Source organism: Amycolatopsis sp. NPDC051045, from assembly GCF_040682955.1.
Lineage (GTDB): Bacteria > Actinomycetota > Actinomycetes > Mycobacteriales > Pseudonocardiaceae > Amycolatopsis.
In genome coordinates this window covers 239,440-257,298 of record NZ_JBFBCC010000001.1, presented here as the reverse complement: position 1 = coordinate 257,298, position 17,859 = coordinate 239,440, and the positions used below count along the sequence as shown (strand labels likewise).

Below are 17,859 nucleotides of genomic sequence, written 5' to 3'. Positions count from 1 at the left end.
GGGCTTGGTGTCGATAACTCCACAAAGGACGGACACAGATGACGGAATCGCAGCGCAACAAGGAAGTGGTCATGGCTTTCCTCCGGCTGGCCTTCACCGAGAAGCGCCCGGCTGACGCCTTCGCCGAGTACGTCGGCGACGGCTACGTCCAGCACAACCCCCACGCCCCGGCGAGTGCGGAGGCCTCGGCCCGGTACCTGGCCGGGTTCGTGGCGCGGTTCCCGGACCTGAGCCTGGACGTGCACCGGGTGATCGCCGAGGACGACCTCGTCTGCACGCACAGCCTGCTCCGCCTGACGCCCGGCTCGCGGGGCAGCGCGATCGCGGACGTGATGCGGGTACGCGACGGCCGGATCGCCGAGCACTGGGACGTGGTGCAGGAGGTCCCGGAGACCACGGCGAGCGGCAACCCGATGGTTTAGGTGGGTTGTTCCGGGAGCCGGTTTGAGGTGGCTTGCCGGGGTCGTCGGGACGGATGGCTGCTGGGGTGGGGCCGGATCCGACCTTGGTTGAGCGCCGGGGCGGTTCGGGTGGGCGGGAAGGGTGCGGCTTGTGTCGGCTTGTGGGGTCGTGGGGCGGGTGACTGCCGCGGCGAGCACTGGCGCGGGGCCGGATCCCACCCCGGCCGAGCGCCGGGGCGGTCGCGCGGGCGGGAAGGGTGCGGCTTGAGTCGGCTTGCCGGGTCGTGGGGGAGGCGGGTCGGACCCCACGGCCGAGCGGAGCCGCAGGCCCCAGCCGCCGGGACATCAAGCCCGGGACATCAAGCCCGGGACATCAAGCCCGGGACATCAAGCCCGGGACATCAAGCCCGGGACATCAAGCCCGGGACATCAAGCCCGGGACGTCACGCCTGGGCGACCACGCCGGGCTCGGCCGGCGACGATCCGGTGTCCGCCGGTGCGATGCCGTGGAGGGCGGCGTGGACCACCGCGTCCACCGTCGGCGGGTCGAGCGGGCCCGTGTGCGGGAAGACCGCCGCCATCACCGAGGCGTGGCAGTAGCCGACCAGCAGGACCGCCGTCGCGTCCACTTCGGACTCCGGGCGCAGCCGGCCCAGTGCGCGTTCCTGCTCGAGGTAGGCCACCAGCCGCTCGCGCCAGTAGCCGGACCGCTCGTTGATCTCCGCGAACCGCTGCAGCACCTTCGGCTGCCCGACCAGGCCGGTGAACGCCGGCACGAGCACCTTGTGCAGGGCCAGCCCGAACTCCAGGTGGCGGCGCAAGTTCCCCTCGAGAGTGCCTTCGCCGGCCACCGGCAGCTCGCCCAGCTCAGCCTCCGTCGTGCGCACGTGCTCCAGCAGGGCGCGGGCCACCAGCTCCTCCTTGTCGGAGAAGTGGTTGTAGAGCACGCCGTCGGCGACGCCCGCCATGCGCGCGATCTCGCGCACGGTCATCCCGGTCGTGCCGTGGGTGGCGATCATCTTCCGCGCGGTCTCGACCAGCAGGTCGTGCAGCGACTGCCCGTCCCGCTGGGCGGCGGCTCTCCTCGGTGACATCACCACCATCGTACGGGCGCCTTCGTCACGGCCTCCTTCCCGTGACCAGCCACGCCGCGCCGCGCAGGCGGACCGCGTCCGAACCCGCGAACGGCTCCAGCGCCGCCGCGAGGGCTTCGGTCGCCTTGGCCGCCGTTGCGCTGTCGACCAGGCTCAGGTGGTGGCGGACCGGCCCCCAGCCGGCGATGAACCGCGCCGCGTCGGGCACGTCGCGGCCCCAGACCTGGTCGGCTTCGACGTGGGTGCACGCCACGTCTTCGAAGCCGGCTTCGGTCAGCACCGCCCGGGTCCGGTCCGGGTCCGCGAACGACGTCGGGCCGCTGCCGTCCGGCCCGGTCGGCTGGGGCAGGTAGGCCGCCATCGCGCCGAACACCCGGCCGAGATCGGTGCCGGAGAGGGCCGTCATGCAGAGGAACGCGAGCCGCCCGCCCGGGCGCAGGGCACGCCGGACGTTGGCGAACGCGGCCACCGGGTCGGCGAAGAACATCACCCCGAACCGGCTGATCGCCAGGTCGAACCCGCCTTCGGCGAACGGGTGGACCTGGACGTCACCCTGCTCGAACGCCACGTTCGGCACCTCGGCCGCCCGCGCCCGCGCGGTCGCGAGCATCGGCCCGGACAGGTCGACGCCGATCGCGGACCGGGCGCGAGCCGCGGCGAGCCGCGTCAGCTGGCCGTTGCCGCAGCCGATGTCGAGCACCCGATCCTCCGCGTCCACCCGATCGAGCAGACAGCCGTTGAAGCCGCTGTTCACGGCGTCGTAGCGGTCGGCGTGTGCCGCCCAGTGTTCGCCCTCGTAGCCGTTCCACGCCTCTGCCTGCGCGGTGTTGACGATGCCGGTCATGCCCGTCCCCTCCGTTATGAACGCACGTTCATGAACACGTGTTCATGGTGCCGCGGCCGGTGGTGGCTGTCAAGGTGTCGGCCACCCGCCGCCGGATATCAGCCAGGTGGCCGATCTTCCGGCCGTGCGGTCGCGGCAGACTTCACCCCCAGCAAGGAACCGCAGCTGGCCAGCTAAAAGGAGCCCACCATGGCCGACGTCATCGCCAACATGTCCATGTCCCTCGACGGCTTCGTGGCCGACCCGGAAGACCGCGTCGATCACCTGTTCGGGTGGTACGGCAACGGCGACGTCGAGGTCCCCACCGCCGTCGACTGGGCCACCTTCAAGACCTCCGAAGCCAGCGCGAAGATGCTGCGCGCCGCGATGGACAACCTCGGCGCGCTGATCACCGGCCGTCGCCTGTTCAACCTGACCCAGGGCTGGGGTGGCACGCACCCGATGGGCGTCCCGGTCTTCGTCGTCACCCACGAAGAGCCCGCGGACTGGCCGCATCCGGACGCGCCGTTCACCTTCGTCACCGACGGCCTCGCCAGCGCCGTCGAGCAGGCGAAGAAGACCGCCGGCGACAAGATCGTCGCGGTGGCCAGCACGACGATCGCCCAGCAGTGCCTGAACCTCGGCCTGCTCGACGGCGTCCAGGTCGACCTCGTCCCCGTGCTGCTCGGGTCCGGTGTCCGCCTCTTCGACCACCTCGACGCCACCACCAAGCTGACCGGCCCGGAGGTCGTCGAGGGCACCGGCGTGACGCACCTGTTGTACCGGATCAAGCGCTGAGGAGCGTGACGTGCAGCGCGGCGAGGCGGCCGGGATCGGCGATCACCTCGTACGCCGCCACCCGCTCGCCTTCGACCGTCACGGCCAGGGCGAGCGCCAGCCGTCCGCGGGGCGCGACGACCACGCCGACCGCGCCGTCGACCAGGGCCGCTTCGGCGAACCGGGCGCGTTTCCCGAACACCTGGGTCTCCTCGGCCACCGCGCGGGCCCCGCGCGTCTCGAGCGCCGCACCCACCGGGAGCGCGGCGGCGTCGGCACGGCGGACGACGTCCGGGGCCAGCACGTCGAGCAGCGCGGTGAGGTCGCCGCCGCGCGCCGCGGCCAGGAATGTGTCGACCACCCGGCGGTGCCGGGCCAGGTCGGCCGGGGGTAGCGGGGAGGTGCCGCGGATCCGCTGCCGGGCGCGGCTCGCCAGCTTCTTCGCCGCCACCGGCGTGCGGTCCAGCACCGGGGCGATCCGGTCGAACGGCATCGCGAACAGGTCGTGCAGCACGAACGCGATCCGCTCGGCCGGGCCGAGCGCGTCCAGCACGACGAGCAGGGCGCGGCCCACCGAGTCGGCGAGCGCTGCTTCGTCCGCCGGATCGGCGTCGTCCACCGGCTCCGGGAACACCTCGAGCGCCTCCTCGCGGCGGGCTTTCCGCGAGCGCAGCACATCGAGGCAGACGCGGGAGACGACCGTCGTCAGCCAGGCCGCCAGGTTGTCGACGGAGTCGACCCGGTACAGCCGCAACCAGGCCTCCTGCACGGCGTCGTCCGCTTCGGCCGCCGAGCCGAGCATCCGGTAGGCCAGCCCGCGCAGCCTGCCGCGTTCGGCCTCGAACTCCGCCGCCAGGTTCGCCATCGGTCACCTTTCGCTCGTGTCCACCGTCGCCTTCTCGACGTATCCCCACGCCCGGAGGTGACCGGATGATCCGGGCCGCCGGTTACGTCGAGCAAGCGGCCGCGATGGCGGCGGTGTCCCAGTAGAACGGGCGGACTTCGGTGATGCGGCCACCGGCCACGGTGATCGTCTGGAGGATCGGGAACTCGAGCTCGCGGCCGGTGGCGCGGGCGCGGGCCCGCACGTTCGTCAGCACGACGAGCGGGGACGTCGTGGCGAGGAACGTCTGCTCCCCGAAGTCGAAGGCGGCCCACGTGCGGCTCATCGCCGCGAAGAACCGCCGCAGGCCGTCGTGGCCACGCCAGACACCGCCGTACGGCAGTCCTCCGGCTTGGTGCAGCACGAAGTCCGGGGCGAAGAACTGCTGCAGCGGCGTGAAGTCGCCGGTGGCGAAGTATTCGGCTTCGGCGGCGTACATGCCTTCGAGAACGGAGACGCTCATGACGATCACGGTGGCGTGCCGGCGGGCACGCCACCGGCGGAAACCGGACGTCGCGCTAGTCCTCCGGGCACCACACCGCCAGCTCGCTCCCGCCGGGCTCGCGGAAGTGGAAGCGGCGCCCGCCGGGGAAGGCGAACGGTTCCTTCGTCACCACGCCGCCCGCTGCCTCCACCGCCTTCCGGGCCGTCGCCAGGTCGTCCGTGCGGATCGTGAGCAGGGGCGCGCGTGGCTGTTCGGCCGGGTCCGACTGGAACCCCAAGGTGAGCCCGGCGGCCCGGACGTCGGTGTAGTCCGGGCCGTACGGCGTCACCGTCCAGCCGAACGCGCGCTCGAAGAACTGCCCGGACGCCGCGGCAGAGGTGGACGGGAACTCGGCGAAGTCGACTTCGTACATGCTCGGTGACGCTAGCGGCGACCACCGACAAAACCGCGCGAGCGGGCCGTGGCCAGCCCGCCGAGGACGAGGGCGACCAGTCCGATCACCAGGGCCGCGTAGCCGCCGACGATCCCGTAGCCGGTGCCGGGACCGCCCTTGGCGGCGGCCACGACCCACCCGCCGATGATCGCGGCGGCCAGCCCACCGGCCAGTGCCACGACGGCTCCCCGGCCGCGGGCCAGGGCCAGCCCGCCCGCGACCACCCCCACCAGCCCCAGCAGCGCGGCGATCAGGGACCAGAGCCGTCCCGGCGTCAGGTCGTAGGAACTGACGGCGGCGAGGACGTGGACGTCCATGAGGTGCTCCTTCTTTTCGGATCGGACGCCGGAGAGCATGGCCGCCGAACCCCGAGCCCGTCGTCGTGCGGGAGTCGGCACTTCGCGCTGCCACGCACGGAGCAGGAACCGGGGGACTACCGCGGCCGCAGTAGCCCGGAAATCCTCTGCGCGCGGGATTTCCCCGCGTGAACGCCCGGTTAGGGTGCGGAGATGAGCCGGGCACGGATCGTGGACGGGGTGATCGCCGTCGGAGTGGCGGCGGCCCTGCTGATCGCCGGGCTGTCCGCACGGCGTCAGCCCACCGACCTCGACGCGCTGGGGTACGCGGCGCTGGTGGCCGGCGGGCTGGCACTGGCCACGCGCCGCCGGGCGCCGGTCGCCGTGCTGGCGGAGACCGCGGTGTGCGCGCTGGCGTACCAGGCCGCCGGCTTCGAAGTACCCGTCGTCGCTTACCTCTTCGCCGTGTACGCCGCCGTCCGGGCGGGGCACCGGATCGCCGCGGTGGTGGCTTCGGTCCTGATGCTGGTCGCGGTCCCGCTCACGCTCCTGGCTTCGGGCCTGCACAACACCGGTGAAGCGTTCACGCAGTCGCGGGACGTCCTCCAGCTGGCGTGGCTGATCGCCGCCGGAGCGGCCGGAGAGGCGCTGCGCCAGGCAGAGCGCCGGGCCGACGAGGCCGAGCGCACCCGCGAGGAAACCGCGCGGCGGCGCGCCGACGAGGAGCGGCTGCACATCGCGCGGGAGCTGCACGATTCGCTCACGCACCAGATTTCGGTCATCAAGGTGCAGGCCGAAGCCGCCGTCCACCTGGCCCGCAAGCGGGGCGAGGACGTGCCTGCCGCCCTGCTGGCGATCCGGGACGCCGGCCGGGAGGCGGCCCGGGAACTGCGCGCGACCCTGGAGGCGCTGCGCGACGACGACAAGGACCCGCCGCACGGGCTCGACGACGTCCCGGACCTCGTGCGCCGGGCCCGGACCGCCGGTCTCGACGCGCAGCTGACGGTCGAGGGCCGGCGCGACGCCGTGCCGGCCGCGGTCGACCGGACCGCCTACCGGATCGTCCAGGAGTCGCTGACCAACATCGCCCGGCACGCCGCCGCGGCCACCGCGTCGGTCCGGATCGACCACCGGCCCGGTGCGCTGGTCATCCGCGTCGACGACGACGGCAGGGCCACAGTGGACACCGCGCCGGAGCCGGGTGTCGGCCTGCTGGGCATGCGCGAACGCGTCGCCGCTCTCGGCGGCCGCCTCGAAGCCGCGCCCCGCCGCGAGGGCGGCTTCCGCGTCCAGGCCGAATTGCCCGTGGACCCGGCGTGATCCGCGTCCTGCTGGCGGACGACCAGCCGCTCATCCGCAGCGGGTTCCGCGCGCTCCTCGACGTCGAGGACGGCATCGAGGTGGTCGCCGAGGCCGCGGACGGCGGCGAGGCCGTCGAGCTGGCGCTGGAGCACCTGCCGGACATCGCGCTCGTCGACGTGCAGATGCCCGGCGTCGACGGCATCGAGGCGACGCGGCGCATCGCCGCGGACCCGGCGCTGGCCGCGGTGCACGTCGTCATCCTGACCAACTACGGCTTCGACGAATACGTCTTCGACGCGCTGCGCGCCGGCGCGGCGGGATTCCTGGTCAAGGACATCCAGCCGGAGGACTTCCTGCACGCCGTGCGGGTGGCCGCGCGGGGTGACGCGCTGCTGGCCCCGTCGATCACCCGCAAGCTGATCGACCGGTTCGTCACCCAGCCGCTCACCCCCGGCGCGGGGCTGGCGGAGCTGACCAACCGCGAGCGGGAGGCCGTCGCCTTGGTCGCGCGGGGCCTGTCCAACGCCGAGATCGCCGCGCGGATGGTGATCAGCCCGCTGACGGCCAAGACGCACGTCAACCGCGCGATGATGAAGCTGCACGCCCGGGACCGCGCCCAGCTCGTGGTGTTCGCCTACGAATCGGGCCTGGTGGGAGGTTGACGTGACCGGGACGGTGCGCCGTCAGGCGGGTCGGCCCGCGCCCACGTAGTCGTCGCCGTTCGAGTGGTACGTGTGGATCTGGATCGCCTGGCCCTGGGTCGGGGCGTTGATCATCAGGCCGTTGCCGAGGTACAGCCCGACGTGGTGGATGCGTGTCGCCGGGCTGCCGTAGAACACCAGGTCGCCCAGGCGCGGTTCCTGCGTCGGCGGGACCGGCGGGAGCGCGCGGAACTGGCTGTCCGCCGTCCGCGGCAGGGCGACGCCCGCGCTGTCGTACGACGCCTTCGTCAGGCCCGAGCAGTCGAAGCCCGCCGCACCCGCGTCCGGGCCGTTGCCGCCCCAGACGTACGGGAGGCCGAGCTGGCCGAGCGCGAACCGGGCCGCCCGCACGCGCGCCGAACCGGCCGACGCCGGGTCGAGCGAGAGCGTTGCGTACAGCTGCGCCATGCCGAGCACGCGCTGGCGGAACAGCTCGGTCTCGTTGCCCGGGTGGTACGCCGCGATCGCCTTCCACCAGCCGGGGCCGGCGCCGAGGTCGGTGCCGCCCGCGCACAGTGCCCGGCCGGCCGCGATCGATGCGTCGGTGCCGTACTTCTTGGTTTGCGCCGCCGACAGCCCGAGGAGGTTCCCGCCGGCGCGGCCGTGGTTCGACGCCGCCGCGCCGACGCCGGCCAGGGTGACCCACGACAGGTGGCATGACGGGTCTTCGCTCCGCAGCGCCAGCTCACCGTTCGCGTAGCCGATCAGCGCGTCCGCGGGGATGTCGAGGGGCCCGGCCAGCTGGTCGGCCCACTGCTGCAACGGGCTCTTGCCGCCCTGGCCGGACGCGCCTTGGCCCGGTTCCTGCGCCTTCACCGGTGCGCTGACTTCGAGGACCGACGGGCCCGACACCGCGTCCCGCACCACCGGCAGCTGAGCCGGGGCGGGCACGGGTTCCGGTGCCCGGTCGGCCAGCAGCCAGCCCGCCGTGACCAGACCCGCGACGAGCGGCAGCGCGACCAGGCCGCGCAGCGCCGCGCCGCGGGCCCAGGAGGTCGGCTTGGTAGTCACAGGTTCCAACTTAGAAGAGCACACCCCTTGGTGAACGACCGAGTAGCTTGCACGATAGGGGGACTCCCATATGGTGGGCACATGTCTGAGATCGACGCCTCCCGGCTCGCTGCGGCGCTCAAGGATCGGTACGCGAAGATCGACGTCGTCGAGCGCACCGGCTCCACCAACGCTGACCTGCGGAAAGCCCTTGAAGACGGGGCTCCGGACCGGACCGTGCTGCTGGCCGAGGAGCAGACCGCCGGCGTGGGGCGCCGCGCCCGGTCGTGGAGTTCGCCGAAGGGCGGCCTGTACCTCAGCGTGGCGCTGCGGCCGGGCGTCCCGTTCTCGGCGCTGAGCTCGCTGTCCATTGTCGCCGGGCTCGCCGTCTGGGCGGCCGTGTTCGGGGCCGGCGTCCGCGCCACGCTCAAGTGGCCCAACGACGTCCTCGTCAACGGCGCCAAGTGCGCCGGCATCCTCGCCGAGGCCGTGGCGGGGGCCGACCCGTCGATCGTGCTCGGCATCGGCCTCAACGTCCTGCCGCTCGGCGACGTCCAGCCGGGTCCGGGCGGGCTGCCCGCGACGTCACTGGCCGAGCAGGGCGCCCTGAACACCGACCGCACCGACATCGCCGTCGCACTCCTCAGGGAGCTCGACGAGTTCGAACGGCAATGGCGCCTGGCCGGCGGCGACCTCACCAAGGCCGGGATGCTCGGCGCCTACTGCGCCCAGTGCGCGACCCTCGGCCAGGACGTCGAGGTCCAGCTGCCGGACGGCACCACGTTGACCGGCCGCGCGGCCGACATCGACGCCGCCGGCCAGCTGCAGGTCGACGTGCCGGGCGGGCGGCGGCACACCGTCTTCGCGGGTGACGTGGTCCACGTGCGCCCGGCCTGATTCTTCGGGGCGTTGCGCCCACTGCCCCCTCGCCTCGCCGGTACGGTGGGACGACACCGCCGCACCGACCTTGGGAGCGTCCGCCGTGGCTTATCCGGACGAGTTGCTCAGCGAGCAAGAGCACGTCGTGGTGCACAGTCACCCGCACATCAAGATACTGATCTTCCCGACGCTCGCACTGCTGGTTGCCCTGGGCGCGGGCACCTGGGGCGTGGTCATGACCAAGGACGCTTCGTCGCCGTGGAACTCGATCGGGCTGATCGCCATCGGGGTCGTCGTGCTGGTGCTGGTGGTGTGGCTGTTCCTGGCACCGTTCGTCCGCTGGCGCACCACCCACTTCATCGTGACGACCGACCGCCTGATCGCCCGCGAGGGCGTGCTCAAGCGCACCGGCATCGACATCCCGATGGGCCGGATCAACAGCGTCCAGTTCGAGCACGGCCTGCTGGACCGGGTCTTCGGCTGCGGCACGCTGATCATCGAGTCGGCCTCCGACGAGCCGCTGCGGTTCGAGGACATCCCGCACGTGGAGAAGGTGCACACGGTGATCTACCGCGAGGTCAACGACAACCCGTACGACGACTACCGGCCGGGCGCCCCGCAGCAGCACCAGCAGCCTCAACAGCCCCAGCGCACCGAGCCGCTGCCGCCCCAGGGCGGCGGGCACCCGCCCCGCGGCGAACGACGCCGCTGATGGGCACGCGCGCACTGGGCCTGCCCGAACGGGTCCCCGCGGTGGGTGAACTTCCGGACCGGGTCACGATCTGGGAGGTCGGCCCGCGTGACGGGCTGCAGAACGAGCAGGCGATCGTCCCGGTCGAGGTCAAGCTGGAGTTCCTCGACCGGCTCGCGGGCGCCGGGTTGACGACGCTGGAGGCGACCAGCTTCGTCCACCCGAAGTGGGTGCCGCAGCTGGCCGACGCCGAGCAGCTGCTGGCCCGGCTCGACCGCCGCGAAGGCGTCCGGTACCCGGTGCTGGTGCCGAACGAGAAGGGCCTGAACCGGGCCCTCGAAGCGGGGGTCGAGCACATCGCGATCTTCGCCAGCGCGACGGAGACGTTCGCGCGCAAGAACCTCAACTCGTCGCTGGACGAGCAGTTCGCGATGTTCGAGCCGGTGGTCACGCGGGCCCGGGAGGCGGGCCTCGACGTGCGCGGGTACCTCTCGATGTGCTTCGGCGACCCCTGGGAAGGGGCCGTGCCGGCGAAGCAGGTCGCCGCCGCCGGCCGCCGCCTGCTGGACATGGGGTGCTCGCAGCTGTCGCTGGGCGACACCATCGGCGTCGCGACGGCCGGGCAGGTCGAAGCGCTCATCGGGCTGTTCGGCGATGTCGGTACTTTGGCCGTGCACTTCCACGACACCTACGGTCAGGCTCTGGCGAACACCTTGGCGGCGCTCCGATGTGGAGTGTCGACTGTGGACTCTTCGGCGGGCGGGCTCGGCGGCTGCCCGTACGCCGAATCGGCCACGGGGAACCTGGCGACCGAGGACCTGGTGTGGATGCTCGACGGGCTCGGCGTCGCTCACGGCGTCGACCTGGACGCGCTGGTGGGGGCCAGCGCCTGGATGGCGGGACAGCTCGGCCGCCCGAGCCCGTCCCGCGTGGTCGCCGCGCTGAACTGACCTCGTTGCACCGCCGGGGGCGGGGTGCGGTATCAAGGGGGACCGGCAGCGCCGCGGCCGCGTCGAACAGCGTGTGCCCCAGGGCACCGACCGAGCCGGAGGATGGGTGTGACCGAGCCTTCCGAGGCGGGCTCCGAACCGGTCGAGGCCGACCTCGACACCGGACCGGTACAGCTGCCCGGGTACGGCCTGACGGATTCGGGCGCCTTCGAAGAGGCGCCGACCCCGCCCTCGGGCAGCCCCGCGGCGTGGCCGCACGCGGTGTCGCCGCTGTTGCCGCCGTTCCCGCTGCCCCCGGCCCCGCCGGCACCTCCGGTCACACCGGCACCCCTGGTCACGCCGGCACCGGCCGGGCCGCCTCCACCGGTGGCCGGTCCGCCGCCGAACCCGGGTTCGCCCGTGCCGCTGCCGCCGCTCGGCTCGCCGCGCACCGAACGGGAGAGCATCGTCGCGCTGTTCCTGGTGCACATGTTCCCGATCGGGCACCTGCCGGTGGCGATGGACAAGCCGGCGCGCCAGCTGCCGCTGCCCGAGGACCCGGACGGCTTCGGCCCCAACGACCACCCGGACGCCCGGCTGATCTTCGACGACCAGGCGCTGACCAACGTCACCGCGGGCTTCCGCCGCTCGCCGACCGCGCCGTCGCGGCCGGTGCCGCGGCACCTGACCGAGGGGTACGTGCCGTACGCGCGGGCGACGCAGGCGGTGTGGATCCGCCGGTTCGTCGTCGGGCACAGCGAGCTCGGGCCCGAGTACGCGTGGCCGCCGGGCGAGGAGTTCCCCGAAGGCAGCCTGGACCACCCCGAGCCGGTGATGGTCCCGGCCGACACGGTCCTCGACCGCTTCGGCCCCGCGCACGGACGGGTGTTCTTCGCCGACGGCACGCCGTTCGCGGAACGCTCGCTGCCGCCCGGGATGCTGGACGCCGAATACCGGCGGTACGTCGTGGTGCGCGCGGTGCCGATGTGGCGGTCGGAGACCGCGAACTGGTTCGGTCAGGTCGGCGGCGGTACCCGGTACCGTGCCCTGCTGGCGGCCGACGAACTCGTCACGCTCGGCTACCTCGCCGAGGCCAAGGGGGAAGAGGACTGATGAACACCCAGTCGATCCAGCGGTGGCTCGGCGTGCTGGGCGTGCCGCCGGAGGTCGTCTCGCTCGGCGCCGAGGTGGACAACGCCTGGTGCCTGATGCAGGGCGAGGACGAGGCGTGGGAGGTGTTCTGGCGCGAGCAGGGCAACCGCTACGACTGGGCGCGGTTCACCAGCGAACAGGTGGCGTGCCACTACCTCTTCGGCCGGCTGGCCTGGGCGCAGGTCGCCCGCGGCGCCGTCGGCCTGCTGCCCGGTTCCTGAAAGCGGCCCATCCCGTCAGCGCTTGAGGATCGCCAGCGCTTCGTCGTGCAGCCGGCCGTTCGTCGACAACGCGCTGCCGTTGTCGTACCGCCCGACGCCGTCGAGATCGCTGAACCGGCCCCCCGCCTCGGTGACGATCACCTGCGCGGCCGCGACGTCCCACGGGTTGACGATGCACTCCGCCGCGACGTCCAAGGCGCCTTCGGCCACCAGCACGTGGTGCCAGAAGTCGCCGAACGCGCGGGTCTCCCAGCACGCGTCCACCAGGCCCAGGTACTTCTCGCGCGAGTGGTACTCGGTCCACGAGTTGAGGTCCGTTGTGGACAGATAGGCGTCCGAAAGGGACGAAACCTTCGAAACCGACAACTGCCGGGTCCCGGCGGCGTCCGAAGAGAACGCTCCGGAACCCGAAGCCGCCCACCAGCGGCGGCCCAGCAGGGGTGCGCTGATCATGCCGACCACCGGGTCGCCGTCCGAAACCAACGCGATCAGGGTCGCCCAAACGGGTACTCCGCGGAGGAAGTTCTTGGTCCCGTCGATCGGGTCGAGCACCCACGCGCGGCCCGTGGCGGCCGAGCCGCCGCGCTCTTCGCCCAGTACCGCGTCGTCCGGGCGCTCGGCCGCCAGCAGCGACCGGATCGCGTCCTCGACCGCGGTGTCGGCGTCGGTCACCGGGGTGCGGTCGGGCTTGCGCGCCACCGCCAGGTCCAGGGCGCGGAACCGCGCCGTCGTGATCGCGTCGGCGGCGTCGGCCAGCCGGCCGGCGAGAGCCAGATCATCTTCGTAGCCAGGCACGGTCACGATGGTTTCACGCCCGCTCGCCGTAGAGTTGGCCAGGTGAGCCTGGTCCTACTCGCCGAAGACGATCCGGCTATCGCCGAACCGCTCTCCCGCGCCCTCGAACGTGAGGGATACGAGATCCACGTCGTCACCGACGGCCCTTCGGTGCTCGACGCCACCGCCGCCCAGCGCGTCGACCTGCTCGTGCTGGACCTCGGCCTGCCCGGGATGGACGGCCTCGAGGTCTGCCGTCGCCTGCGCGCCAACGGCACCGAGCTGCCCGTCCTGATGCTCACCGCCCGCACCGACGAGGTCGACTTCGTCGTCGGCCTGGACGCGGGCGCCGACGACTACGTGGCCAAGCCGTTCCGGCTCGCCGAGCTGCTGGCCCGGATCCGTGCCCTGCTGCGCCGCCGGGTGCCCGAGGTCCTGGAGGCCGGCGGGGTGCGGATGGACCTGGGCGCCCGGCTGGTCACCGTGGACAACCACGAGGTCCAGCTGGCGAACAAGGAGTTCGAGCTGCTGCGCGTGCTGATGACCCGCGCCGGGCAGGTCGTCAGCCGTGACGAGATCCTCGCCGAGGTCTGGAACGACCTCGAGTCGAAGACGTCCAAGACGCTCGACATGCACATGTCGTGGCTGCGCCGGAAGCTCGCCATCGCCGCCGACGAGGCCGCCGGCCGGACCAGCAAGACCCACGACGGCGAACGGCGGATCGCGACCGTCCGCGGCGTCGGCTTCCGCTTCAACAGCGAATAAGCCGTGCGCCGCCGCATCCTGCTGGCCATCCTGCTGGCCGTCGCCGTCACCGCGGCGGTCCTCGGCATTCCGCTGGGCATCGTGGCGAGCTGGCAGATCGAGTCGAGCTACCGCGAGACGCTCGCCGAGAACGCCCGCGCGGCGGCGGCGATCCTCGACACCGAGATCGCCAACGGCCAGGAGATCGACCTCGACCAGGTGCGCGCGGCGGTCCCGGCGAACGGGCTGCTCACCGTCCGGGCCAGCGGCCAGACCGAGAAGCGCTACGGCAGCAGCCCGGGCGCCGACACCGTCACCGAGACGGCCGACCTGGCCCGCGACGGCAAGGTGGAGATCGCCGTCCCGGCCGGTCCGATGCACGAACGGCAGACGACGGTGACGCTGGTCGTCGTGCTGCTGGTGCTGCTGTCGGTGGGCACCGGCGCGGTCGTGGCGATCGCGACGGCGCGGCGGCTGGCGAAGCCGCTGCGGCACGTCGCCGAACGCGCGGCCCGCCTCGGCGGCGGCGACTTCCGGCCCGACCCGAGCCGCTACGGCGTCGGCGAGCTCGACATGGTCGCCGAAGCGCTGGACGCGTCCGGCACCGCGCTGGCCCAGCTCGTGCAGCGGGAACGCCAGCTCGTCGGGGACGTCTCGCACCAGCTGCGCAGCCGGCTGACGGCGTTGCAGCTGCGGCTGGAACCACTCACGGTGCACCCGGACGACGAGGTGGCCGACGAGTCGAAAGCCGCCCAGGAGCAGGCCGACCGGCTCGCCGAGGCGCTCGACGAGCTGCTGGCGGCGGCCCGCGCGGCGCGCGAGGTCGGCGCGGAACCGGTGGACCTGCCGACGCAGCTGCCGGAAATGGCGCAGGAGTGGCGCTCGCTGCTCCGCTCGGAGGGCCGCAACCTGCGAACGCGCGTGGCCGACGGGCTGATGGCGCGGGCCACCCCGGGCCGGCTGCGCGAGGTGATCGGGGTGCTGCTGGACAACGCGCTGCGCCACGGCTCGGGCACGGTGACTCTGATCGGCCGCCGCGGCGACGCCGAGGGCACGGTGGTGATCGAGGTCAGCGACACGGGCCCCGGCGTGCCCGACGAGCTCGCCCCGCACATCTTCGAGCGCGGCTTCTCCGGCGGCGGCTCGACGGGCGTCGGCCTGGCGCTGGCCCGGGCCCTGGTCGAGGCCGACGGCGGCCGCCTGGAGCTGTCGAACCGGCGACCGGCGGTGTTCAGCCTGTTCCTCAAGGTGCCGCGGCCGAGCGACGTCCCCGAGGTGCGCTGGCCGGCCGAGCGCGTCCCGCGTTAGGCGCGGCGGCGAAGGTTCAGCGACCGCTCGTCGGCGATCTCCGGAAGGGCGTGCGTCAGGACCGGCCGAGCCCGGCGTTCCTCGCCCGGACGATCGCCTCGGCCCGGTCGGCGACGTGGAGCTTGGCGAAGACGTTCGAGATGTGGTTGCGCACGGTCTTGGGGCTCAGGCAGCGCATGTTCGCGATGACGCCGTTGCTGTGCCCGGCCGCGATCAGCGCCAGCACCTCGCGCTCGCGCCCGGTCAGCTCCGGGAACACCGGCTCGCCGGCCGGCGGCTGGTTGAAGAAGGCGAGCACGCGGTTCGCGATGTCCGGGCCGAAGATGGCCTCCCGCCGGGCGACCGCCCGGACGGCGCGGATGATCTCGTCCGGCTCGGCGTCCTTGAGCAGGTAGCCCCGGGCACCGCGCGCATCGCCGCGAAGACCGACTCGCTTTCGTCGGCCATCGTCAGCATCAGCACGCCGGTGCCCGGGTTCGCGGCCACGATGTGCCGGGTCGCCTGGATCCCGGACAGGTCGGGCAGGTGCAGGTCCATCACCACGACGTCCGGGCGCAGCGCGTCGGCGGCTTCGACCGCTTCGGCGCCGCTCACGGCTTCGCCGGCGACCTCGATCCCGGGTTCGGCGGCCGGCAGCGTGCCGACGCCGATCCGGAACAGGGGATGGTCGTCCACGACGAGGACGCGCAGGTCGCTCATCCGCCTCACCGCCCCATCGTCACTCCTGGTGATGGTACGCGGACGCGTTCTCCCGCGCCCAGGTCGCGAAGGTCAGCGGCGGCCGGCCGAGCAGCCGCTCGACGGTGTCGAAGACGACGTGCTCGTGCGGGGCGGACTCGCGTTTGAGGGCGAAGAAGCCGTCGACGGCCTTCGCGGGCCAGCCGTACCCCCGGATCATGCGGTCCCTCGCAGCGCTTTCGGTTTCTTCGACGTACTTCAGCGGACGGCCGATCGCTTCGGACAGGATGGCGACCTGCTGCCCGGCGGTGAGGGCTTCGCCGCCGGTGAGTTCGTAGGTCGCGCCTTCGTGCCCGGACGTCGTCAGCGCGAGTGTCGCGACGGCGGCGATGTCCCGCACGTGGACCAAAGCGGACGGCGGATCGGTTTCGGGCACGTACACGGCGTTTTCTTCGCGGATCGAGCCCAGCCACGCGAACCGGTTGTCCATGAAGGCGCCGGGCCGCAGGATCGTCCACGCCGGTCCGGCTTCGCGGACCGCCTGCTCGGCTTCGGCGTGCGTGAGGGTGATCGGATCCTTCTGTCCGAAGTGGACACCGGTGGTGGACAGCTTGACGAGGTGGGTGACGCCGGTCTGGGCGGCGGCTCGGGCGACGGCCGCTTCGCGGTCGGCGCTGTGGCCCTGGGTCAGCACGAACACGCGGTCCGCGCCGTCCAGCAGGGCGGGCAGGTCCGAGGTGCCGAGGTCGCCGCGGACGACTTCGGCACGCGGGTCGAGCCGGGCCTTGGCCGGGTCGCGGGTCAGGGCACGGACGGTGGCACCCGCGTCGAGCAGGGCGGGGACGAGGTGGCGGCCGACCTTGCCGGTGGCGCCGAGGACGAAGATCATCGTGGTCTCCTATCGGGAAAGCGGGACGTGGGGGAGCGCGAACGCCGTGACGAGGCCGAGCGCGAGCACGGGGAGCAGCGCGAGGAACACGCCGTGGGTACCGGCGTGGTAGGCGAAGCCGAGCGCGACCGGGCCGAGGGCCGAGCCGAGCGCGCGGGCGAGGTTGACGCCGGCGGCGACCGCGCCGCGGTCCGCCGGCGGCGCGGTGTTCTGCGTGGCCATGGCCAGCACCTGCAGGTTCAGCCCGGCGGCGACGCCGAAGACGACCAGGCAGCCGAGGACGGACGGCAGGTCGTCCAGGGTGAGCAGGCCGAGCACCGCGAGCAGGCCGAGCGCCATGCTCAGCCGCGGTGCCCAGCGGTAGGTGCCGGTGCGGGCGATGATTCTGCTCGCGACGGCCGAAGAGACCGCAACGGCGATCGTCATCGGAAGCAGCCGCAGCCCGCCTTCGGCCGGACCGGCGTCGGCCTGCAGGAGAACCGCGATGTAGTTGAGCGAGCCGAGGAAGGCGAACCCGGCGAGCACGCTGAGCAGCACGGACACGGTGAACGTCCGATCGCGGAACAACCGCAGGGGCAGCACCGGCGCCTCGGCTCGCCGTTCGACGAACACGAAGGCCAGTGCCGTGGCCGCGCCGAGGGCGATCGACCACGGTGTGAGCAGGGTGAACCCGGTGATCGCCGTGCCCAGCAGGACGACGCCGGCGAAGTCGAACGGCGCTTCGCGGCGTCGTTTCGGCAGGTCGAGAGCGCCGAGCAGAGCCACGGCGACCAACCCGAGCGGCAGGTTGACCAGGAAGATCGACCGCCATCCGGCGAGCCCGGTGAGCAGCCCGCCGACGACCGGACCCGCGAGTGAAGCGACGGCGAAGCAGATCGAGAACCAGCCGAAGTACTTCGCGCCTTCGCGAGGCGTGAACATTTCGCCGAGCGAAGCGCCGACGGAGACGAAGAGGCCACCGGAACCGGCGCCCTGCAGCACCCGGCCGGCGATCAGGAACGCGGCCGACGGCGCCAGGCCGCAGGCGAGCGAGCCGAGCAGGAAGAGCGCGAGCGCGGCCAAGAGCACGCGTTTGCGGCCGAAGACGTCACCGAGCTTGCCGTACAGCGGCGCGGTGGCGCTCCCGGCGAGCAGGTAGGCGGTGGTGACCCAGGCGTAGGCCCCGGTTCCGCCGAACTCGGCGGCGATCCGGGGGAGTGCGGTGGCGACGACCTGGGCGTCGAGCATCGCGAGGAAGACGGACAGGAACAGGCCCGCGAGGGCGGTTTTCAGGGCGCGCGAAGGCGCGATTGTGCTCAAGGAAAGTCCTCGTCAGAAAGGGACGGGTGATACGGACGCGCAGAACACGCGTCCCGTCGAGTCGGGAAAAGGCTCCATCGTCATCCGCGGACGGATGCGACCTCTTCGCGCTCGGAAACCACCTCGAATCGTCCCGCTCGCCCGGCCGAA

Annotated in this window: 21 protein-coding genes and 1 pseudogene; 11 read left to right on the top strand and 11 right to left on the bottom strand. The window is 72.7% G+C overall.

The features are described 5' to 3' along the window. The first annotated feature begins 38 nt into the window (after positions 1 to 38). Positions 39 to 422, top strand: a complete 384-nt coding sequence (locus AB0M80_RS01230) for a nuclear transport factor 2 family protein (protein WP_364557165.1) — start codon at positions 39 to 41, stop codon at positions 420 to 422. Positions 423 to 844: 422 nt separating this feature from the next. Here the strand turns inward: AB0M80_RS01230 and AB0M80_RS01225 are convergent, their stop codons facing one another. Both AB0M80_RS01225 and AB0M80_RS01220 read right to left on the bottom strand, forming a co-directional pair. Then, entirely contained in the window at positions 845 to 1,495 is a 651-nt protein-coding gene (locus tag AB0M80_RS01225) for a TetR/AcrR family transcriptional regulator (RefSeq protein WP_364557163.1), read from the bottom strand. A 25-nt stretch (positions 1,496 to 1,520) separates the two neighbouring features. Continuing rightward, positions 1,521 to 2,339 carry a class I SAM-dependent methyltransferase gene (locus tag AB0M80_RS01220; RefSeq protein WP_364557161.1) on the bottom strand — a complete coding sequence of 273 codons (819 nt, stop codon included), beginning with the start codon at positions 2,337 to 2,339 and terminating at the stop codon, positions 1,521 to 1,523. A 189-nt stretch (positions 2,340 to 2,528) separates the two neighbouring features. Between AB0M80_RS01220 and AB0M80_RS01215 the strand changes: the two genes are divergently transcribed. Next, entirely contained in the window at positions 2,529 to 3,116 is a 588-nt protein-coding gene (locus AB0M80_RS01215) for a dihydrofolate reductase family protein (RefSeq protein WP_364557159.1), read from the top strand. Here AB0M80_RS01215 and AB0M80_RS01210 read toward each other — a convergent pair. The 4 genes from AB0M80_RS01210 to AB0M80_RS01195 form a co-directional block, all read right to left on the bottom strand. Continuing rightward, positions 3,106 to 3,960 carry a sigma-70 family RNA polymerase sigma factor gene (locus AB0M80_RS01210; protein ID WP_364557156.1) on the bottom strand — a complete coding sequence of 285 codons (855 nt, stop codon included), beginning with the start codon at positions 3,958 to 3,960 and terminating at the stop codon, positions 3,106 to 3,108. The two genes, AB0M80_RS01215 and AB0M80_RS01210, sit on opposite strands and share 11 nt — an antisense overlap. Positions 3,961 to 4,042: 82 nt before the next feature. Next, on the bottom strand, positions 4,043 to 4,441 hold the full coding sequence (locus AB0M80_RS01205) for a nuclear transport factor 2 family protein (RefSeq protein WP_364557154.1): 399 nt from the start codon (positions 4,439 to 4,441) through the stop codon (positions 4,043 to 4,045). A gap of 55 nt (positions 4,442 to 4,496) precedes the next feature. After that, positions 4,497 to 4,835 carry a VOC family protein gene (locus AB0M80_RS01200; RefSeq protein ID WP_364557151.1) on the bottom strand — a complete coding sequence of 113 codons (339 nt, stop codon included), beginning with the start codon at positions 4,833 to 4,835 and terminating at the stop codon, positions 4,497 to 4,499. Between the two features lie 11 nt (positions 4,836 to 4,846). Beyond that, positions 4,847 to 5,173: a DUF6223 family protein gene (locus AB0M80_RS01195; RefSeq protein WP_364557149.1), complete on the bottom strand. Its 327-nt coding sequence runs from the start codon at positions 5,171 to 5,173 to the stop codon at positions 4,847 to 4,849. Positions 5,174 to 5,365: 192 nt separating this feature from the next. On the opposite strand from AB0M80_RS01195, the gene AB0M80_RS01190 reads away from it, so the two are divergent. Both AB0M80_RS01190 and AB0M80_RS01185 read left to right on the top strand, forming a co-directional pair. Beyond that, positions 5,366 to 6,472: a histidine kinase gene (locus AB0M80_RS01190; protein ID WP_364557146.1), complete on the top strand. Its 1,107-nt coding sequence runs from the start codon at positions 5,366 to 5,368 to the stop codon at positions 6,470 to 6,472. Continuing rightward, positions 6,469 to 7,116, top strand: coding sequence for a response regulator transcription factor (locus AB0M80_RS01185; RefSeq protein ID WP_364557143.1), 648 nt, complete (start codon positions 6,469 to 6,471; stop codon positions 7,114 to 7,116). The genes AB0M80_RS01190 and AB0M80_RS01185 overlap by 4 nt, the downstream gene beginning before the upstream one ends. Positions 7,117 to 7,137: 21 nt before the next feature. On the opposite strand, the gene AB0M80_RS01180 is transcribed toward AB0M80_RS01185, so the two are convergent. Further along, positions 7,138 to 8,166, bottom strand: a complete 1,029-nt coding sequence (locus AB0M80_RS01180; RefSeq protein WP_364557140.1) for a C40 family peptidase — start codon at positions 8,164 to 8,166, stop codon at positions 7,138 to 7,140. Between the two features lie 81 nt (positions 8,167 to 8,247). Here AB0M80_RS01180 and AB0M80_RS01175 point away from each other — a divergent pair, with 81 nt between their 5' ends. From AB0M80_RS01175 to AB0M80_RS01155, 5 genes are all read left to right on the top strand, one after another. Next, positions 8,248 to 9,042, top strand: coding sequence for a biotin--[acetyl-CoA-carboxylase] ligase (locus AB0M80_RS01175; protein ID WP_364557137.1), 795 nt, complete (start codon positions 8,248 to 8,250; stop codon positions 9,040 to 9,042). An 85-nt stretch (positions 9,043 to 9,127) separates the two neighbouring features. Then, entirely contained in the window at positions 9,128 to 9,736 is a 609-nt protein-coding gene (locus AB0M80_RS01170; protein ID WP_364557134.1) for a PH domain-containing protein, read from the top strand. Then, positions 9,736 to 10,665, top strand: a complete 930-nt coding sequence (locus tag AB0M80_RS01165; protein ID WP_364557131.1) for a hydroxymethylglutaryl-CoA lyase — start codon at positions 9,736 to 9,738, stop codon at positions 10,663 to 10,665. The genes AB0M80_RS01170 and AB0M80_RS01165 overlap by 1 nt, the downstream gene beginning before the upstream one ends. A 108-nt stretch (positions 10,666 to 10,773) precedes the next feature. Next, positions 10,774 to 11,757 (top strand): TNT domain-containing protein, encoded by a 984-nt coding sequence (locus tag AB0M80_RS01160; protein ID WP_364557128.1) that lies wholly within the window; start codon positions 10,774 to 10,776, stop codon positions 11,755 to 11,757. Then, a complete protein-coding gene (locus AB0M80_RS01155; RefSeq protein ID WP_003105220.1) occupies positions 11,757 to 12,017 on the top strand; it encodes a hypothetical protein in 261 nt (86 codons plus the stop codon). Before AB0M80_RS01160 ends, AB0M80_RS01155 begins: the two co-directional genes overlap by 1 nt. 15 nt (positions 12,018 to 12,032) lie before the next feature. Here the strand turns inward: AB0M80_RS01155 and hisN are convergent, their stop codons facing one another. Beyond that, complete coding sequence (hisN, locus tag AB0M80_RS01150) at positions 12,033 to 12,818, bottom strand: histidinol-phosphatase (protein WP_364557125.1); 786 nt, start codon at positions 12,816 to 12,818, stop codon at positions 12,033 to 12,035. A 42-nt stretch (positions 12,819 to 12,860) separates the two neighbouring features. Here hisN and AB0M80_RS01145 point away from each other — a divergent pair, with 42 nt between their 5' ends. Both AB0M80_RS01145 and AB0M80_RS01140 read left to right on the top strand, forming a co-directional pair. Beyond that, positions 12,861 to 13,556 carry a response regulator transcription factor gene (locus tag AB0M80_RS01145; protein WP_364558522.1) on the top strand — a complete coding sequence of 232 codons (696 nt, stop codon included), beginning with the start codon at positions 12,861 to 12,863 and terminating at the stop codon, positions 13,554 to 13,556. Between the two features lie 3 nt (positions 13,557 to 13,559). Further along, positions 13,560 to 14,843 carry an ATP-binding protein gene (locus tag AB0M80_RS01140; protein ID WP_364557122.1) on the top strand — a complete coding sequence of 428 codons (1,284 nt, stop codon included), beginning with the start codon at positions 13,560 to 13,562 and terminating at the stop codon, positions 14,841 to 14,843. 55 nt (positions 14,844 to 14,898) lie between these two features. Here the strand turns inward: AB0M80_RS01140 and AB0M80_RS01135 are convergent. The 3 genes and pseudogenes from AB0M80_RS01135 to AB0M80_RS01125 all read right to left on the bottom strand — a co-directional run bounded on the left by AB0M80_RS01135 (position 14,899) and on the right by AB0M80_RS01125 (position 17,709). Beyond that, positions 14,899 to 15,542, bottom strand: a pseudogene (locus AB0M80_RS01135) (response regulator transcription factor). 19 nt (positions 15,543 to 15,561) lie between these two features. Then, positions 15,562 to 16,410: an NAD(P)H-binding protein gene (locus AB0M80_RS01130; protein ID WP_364557120.1), complete on the bottom strand. Its 849-nt coding sequence runs from the start codon at positions 16,408 to 16,410 to the stop codon at positions 15,562 to 15,564. A 9-nt stretch (positions 16,411 to 16,419) separates the two neighbouring features. Continuing rightward, positions 16,420 to 17,709 carry an MFS transporter gene (locus AB0M80_RS01125; RefSeq protein ID WP_364557117.1) on the bottom strand — a complete coding sequence of 430 codons (1,290 nt, stop codon included), beginning with the start codon at positions 17,707 to 17,709 and terminating at the stop codon, positions 16,420 to 16,422. Positions 17,710 to 17,859: the final 150 nt, after the last annotated feature.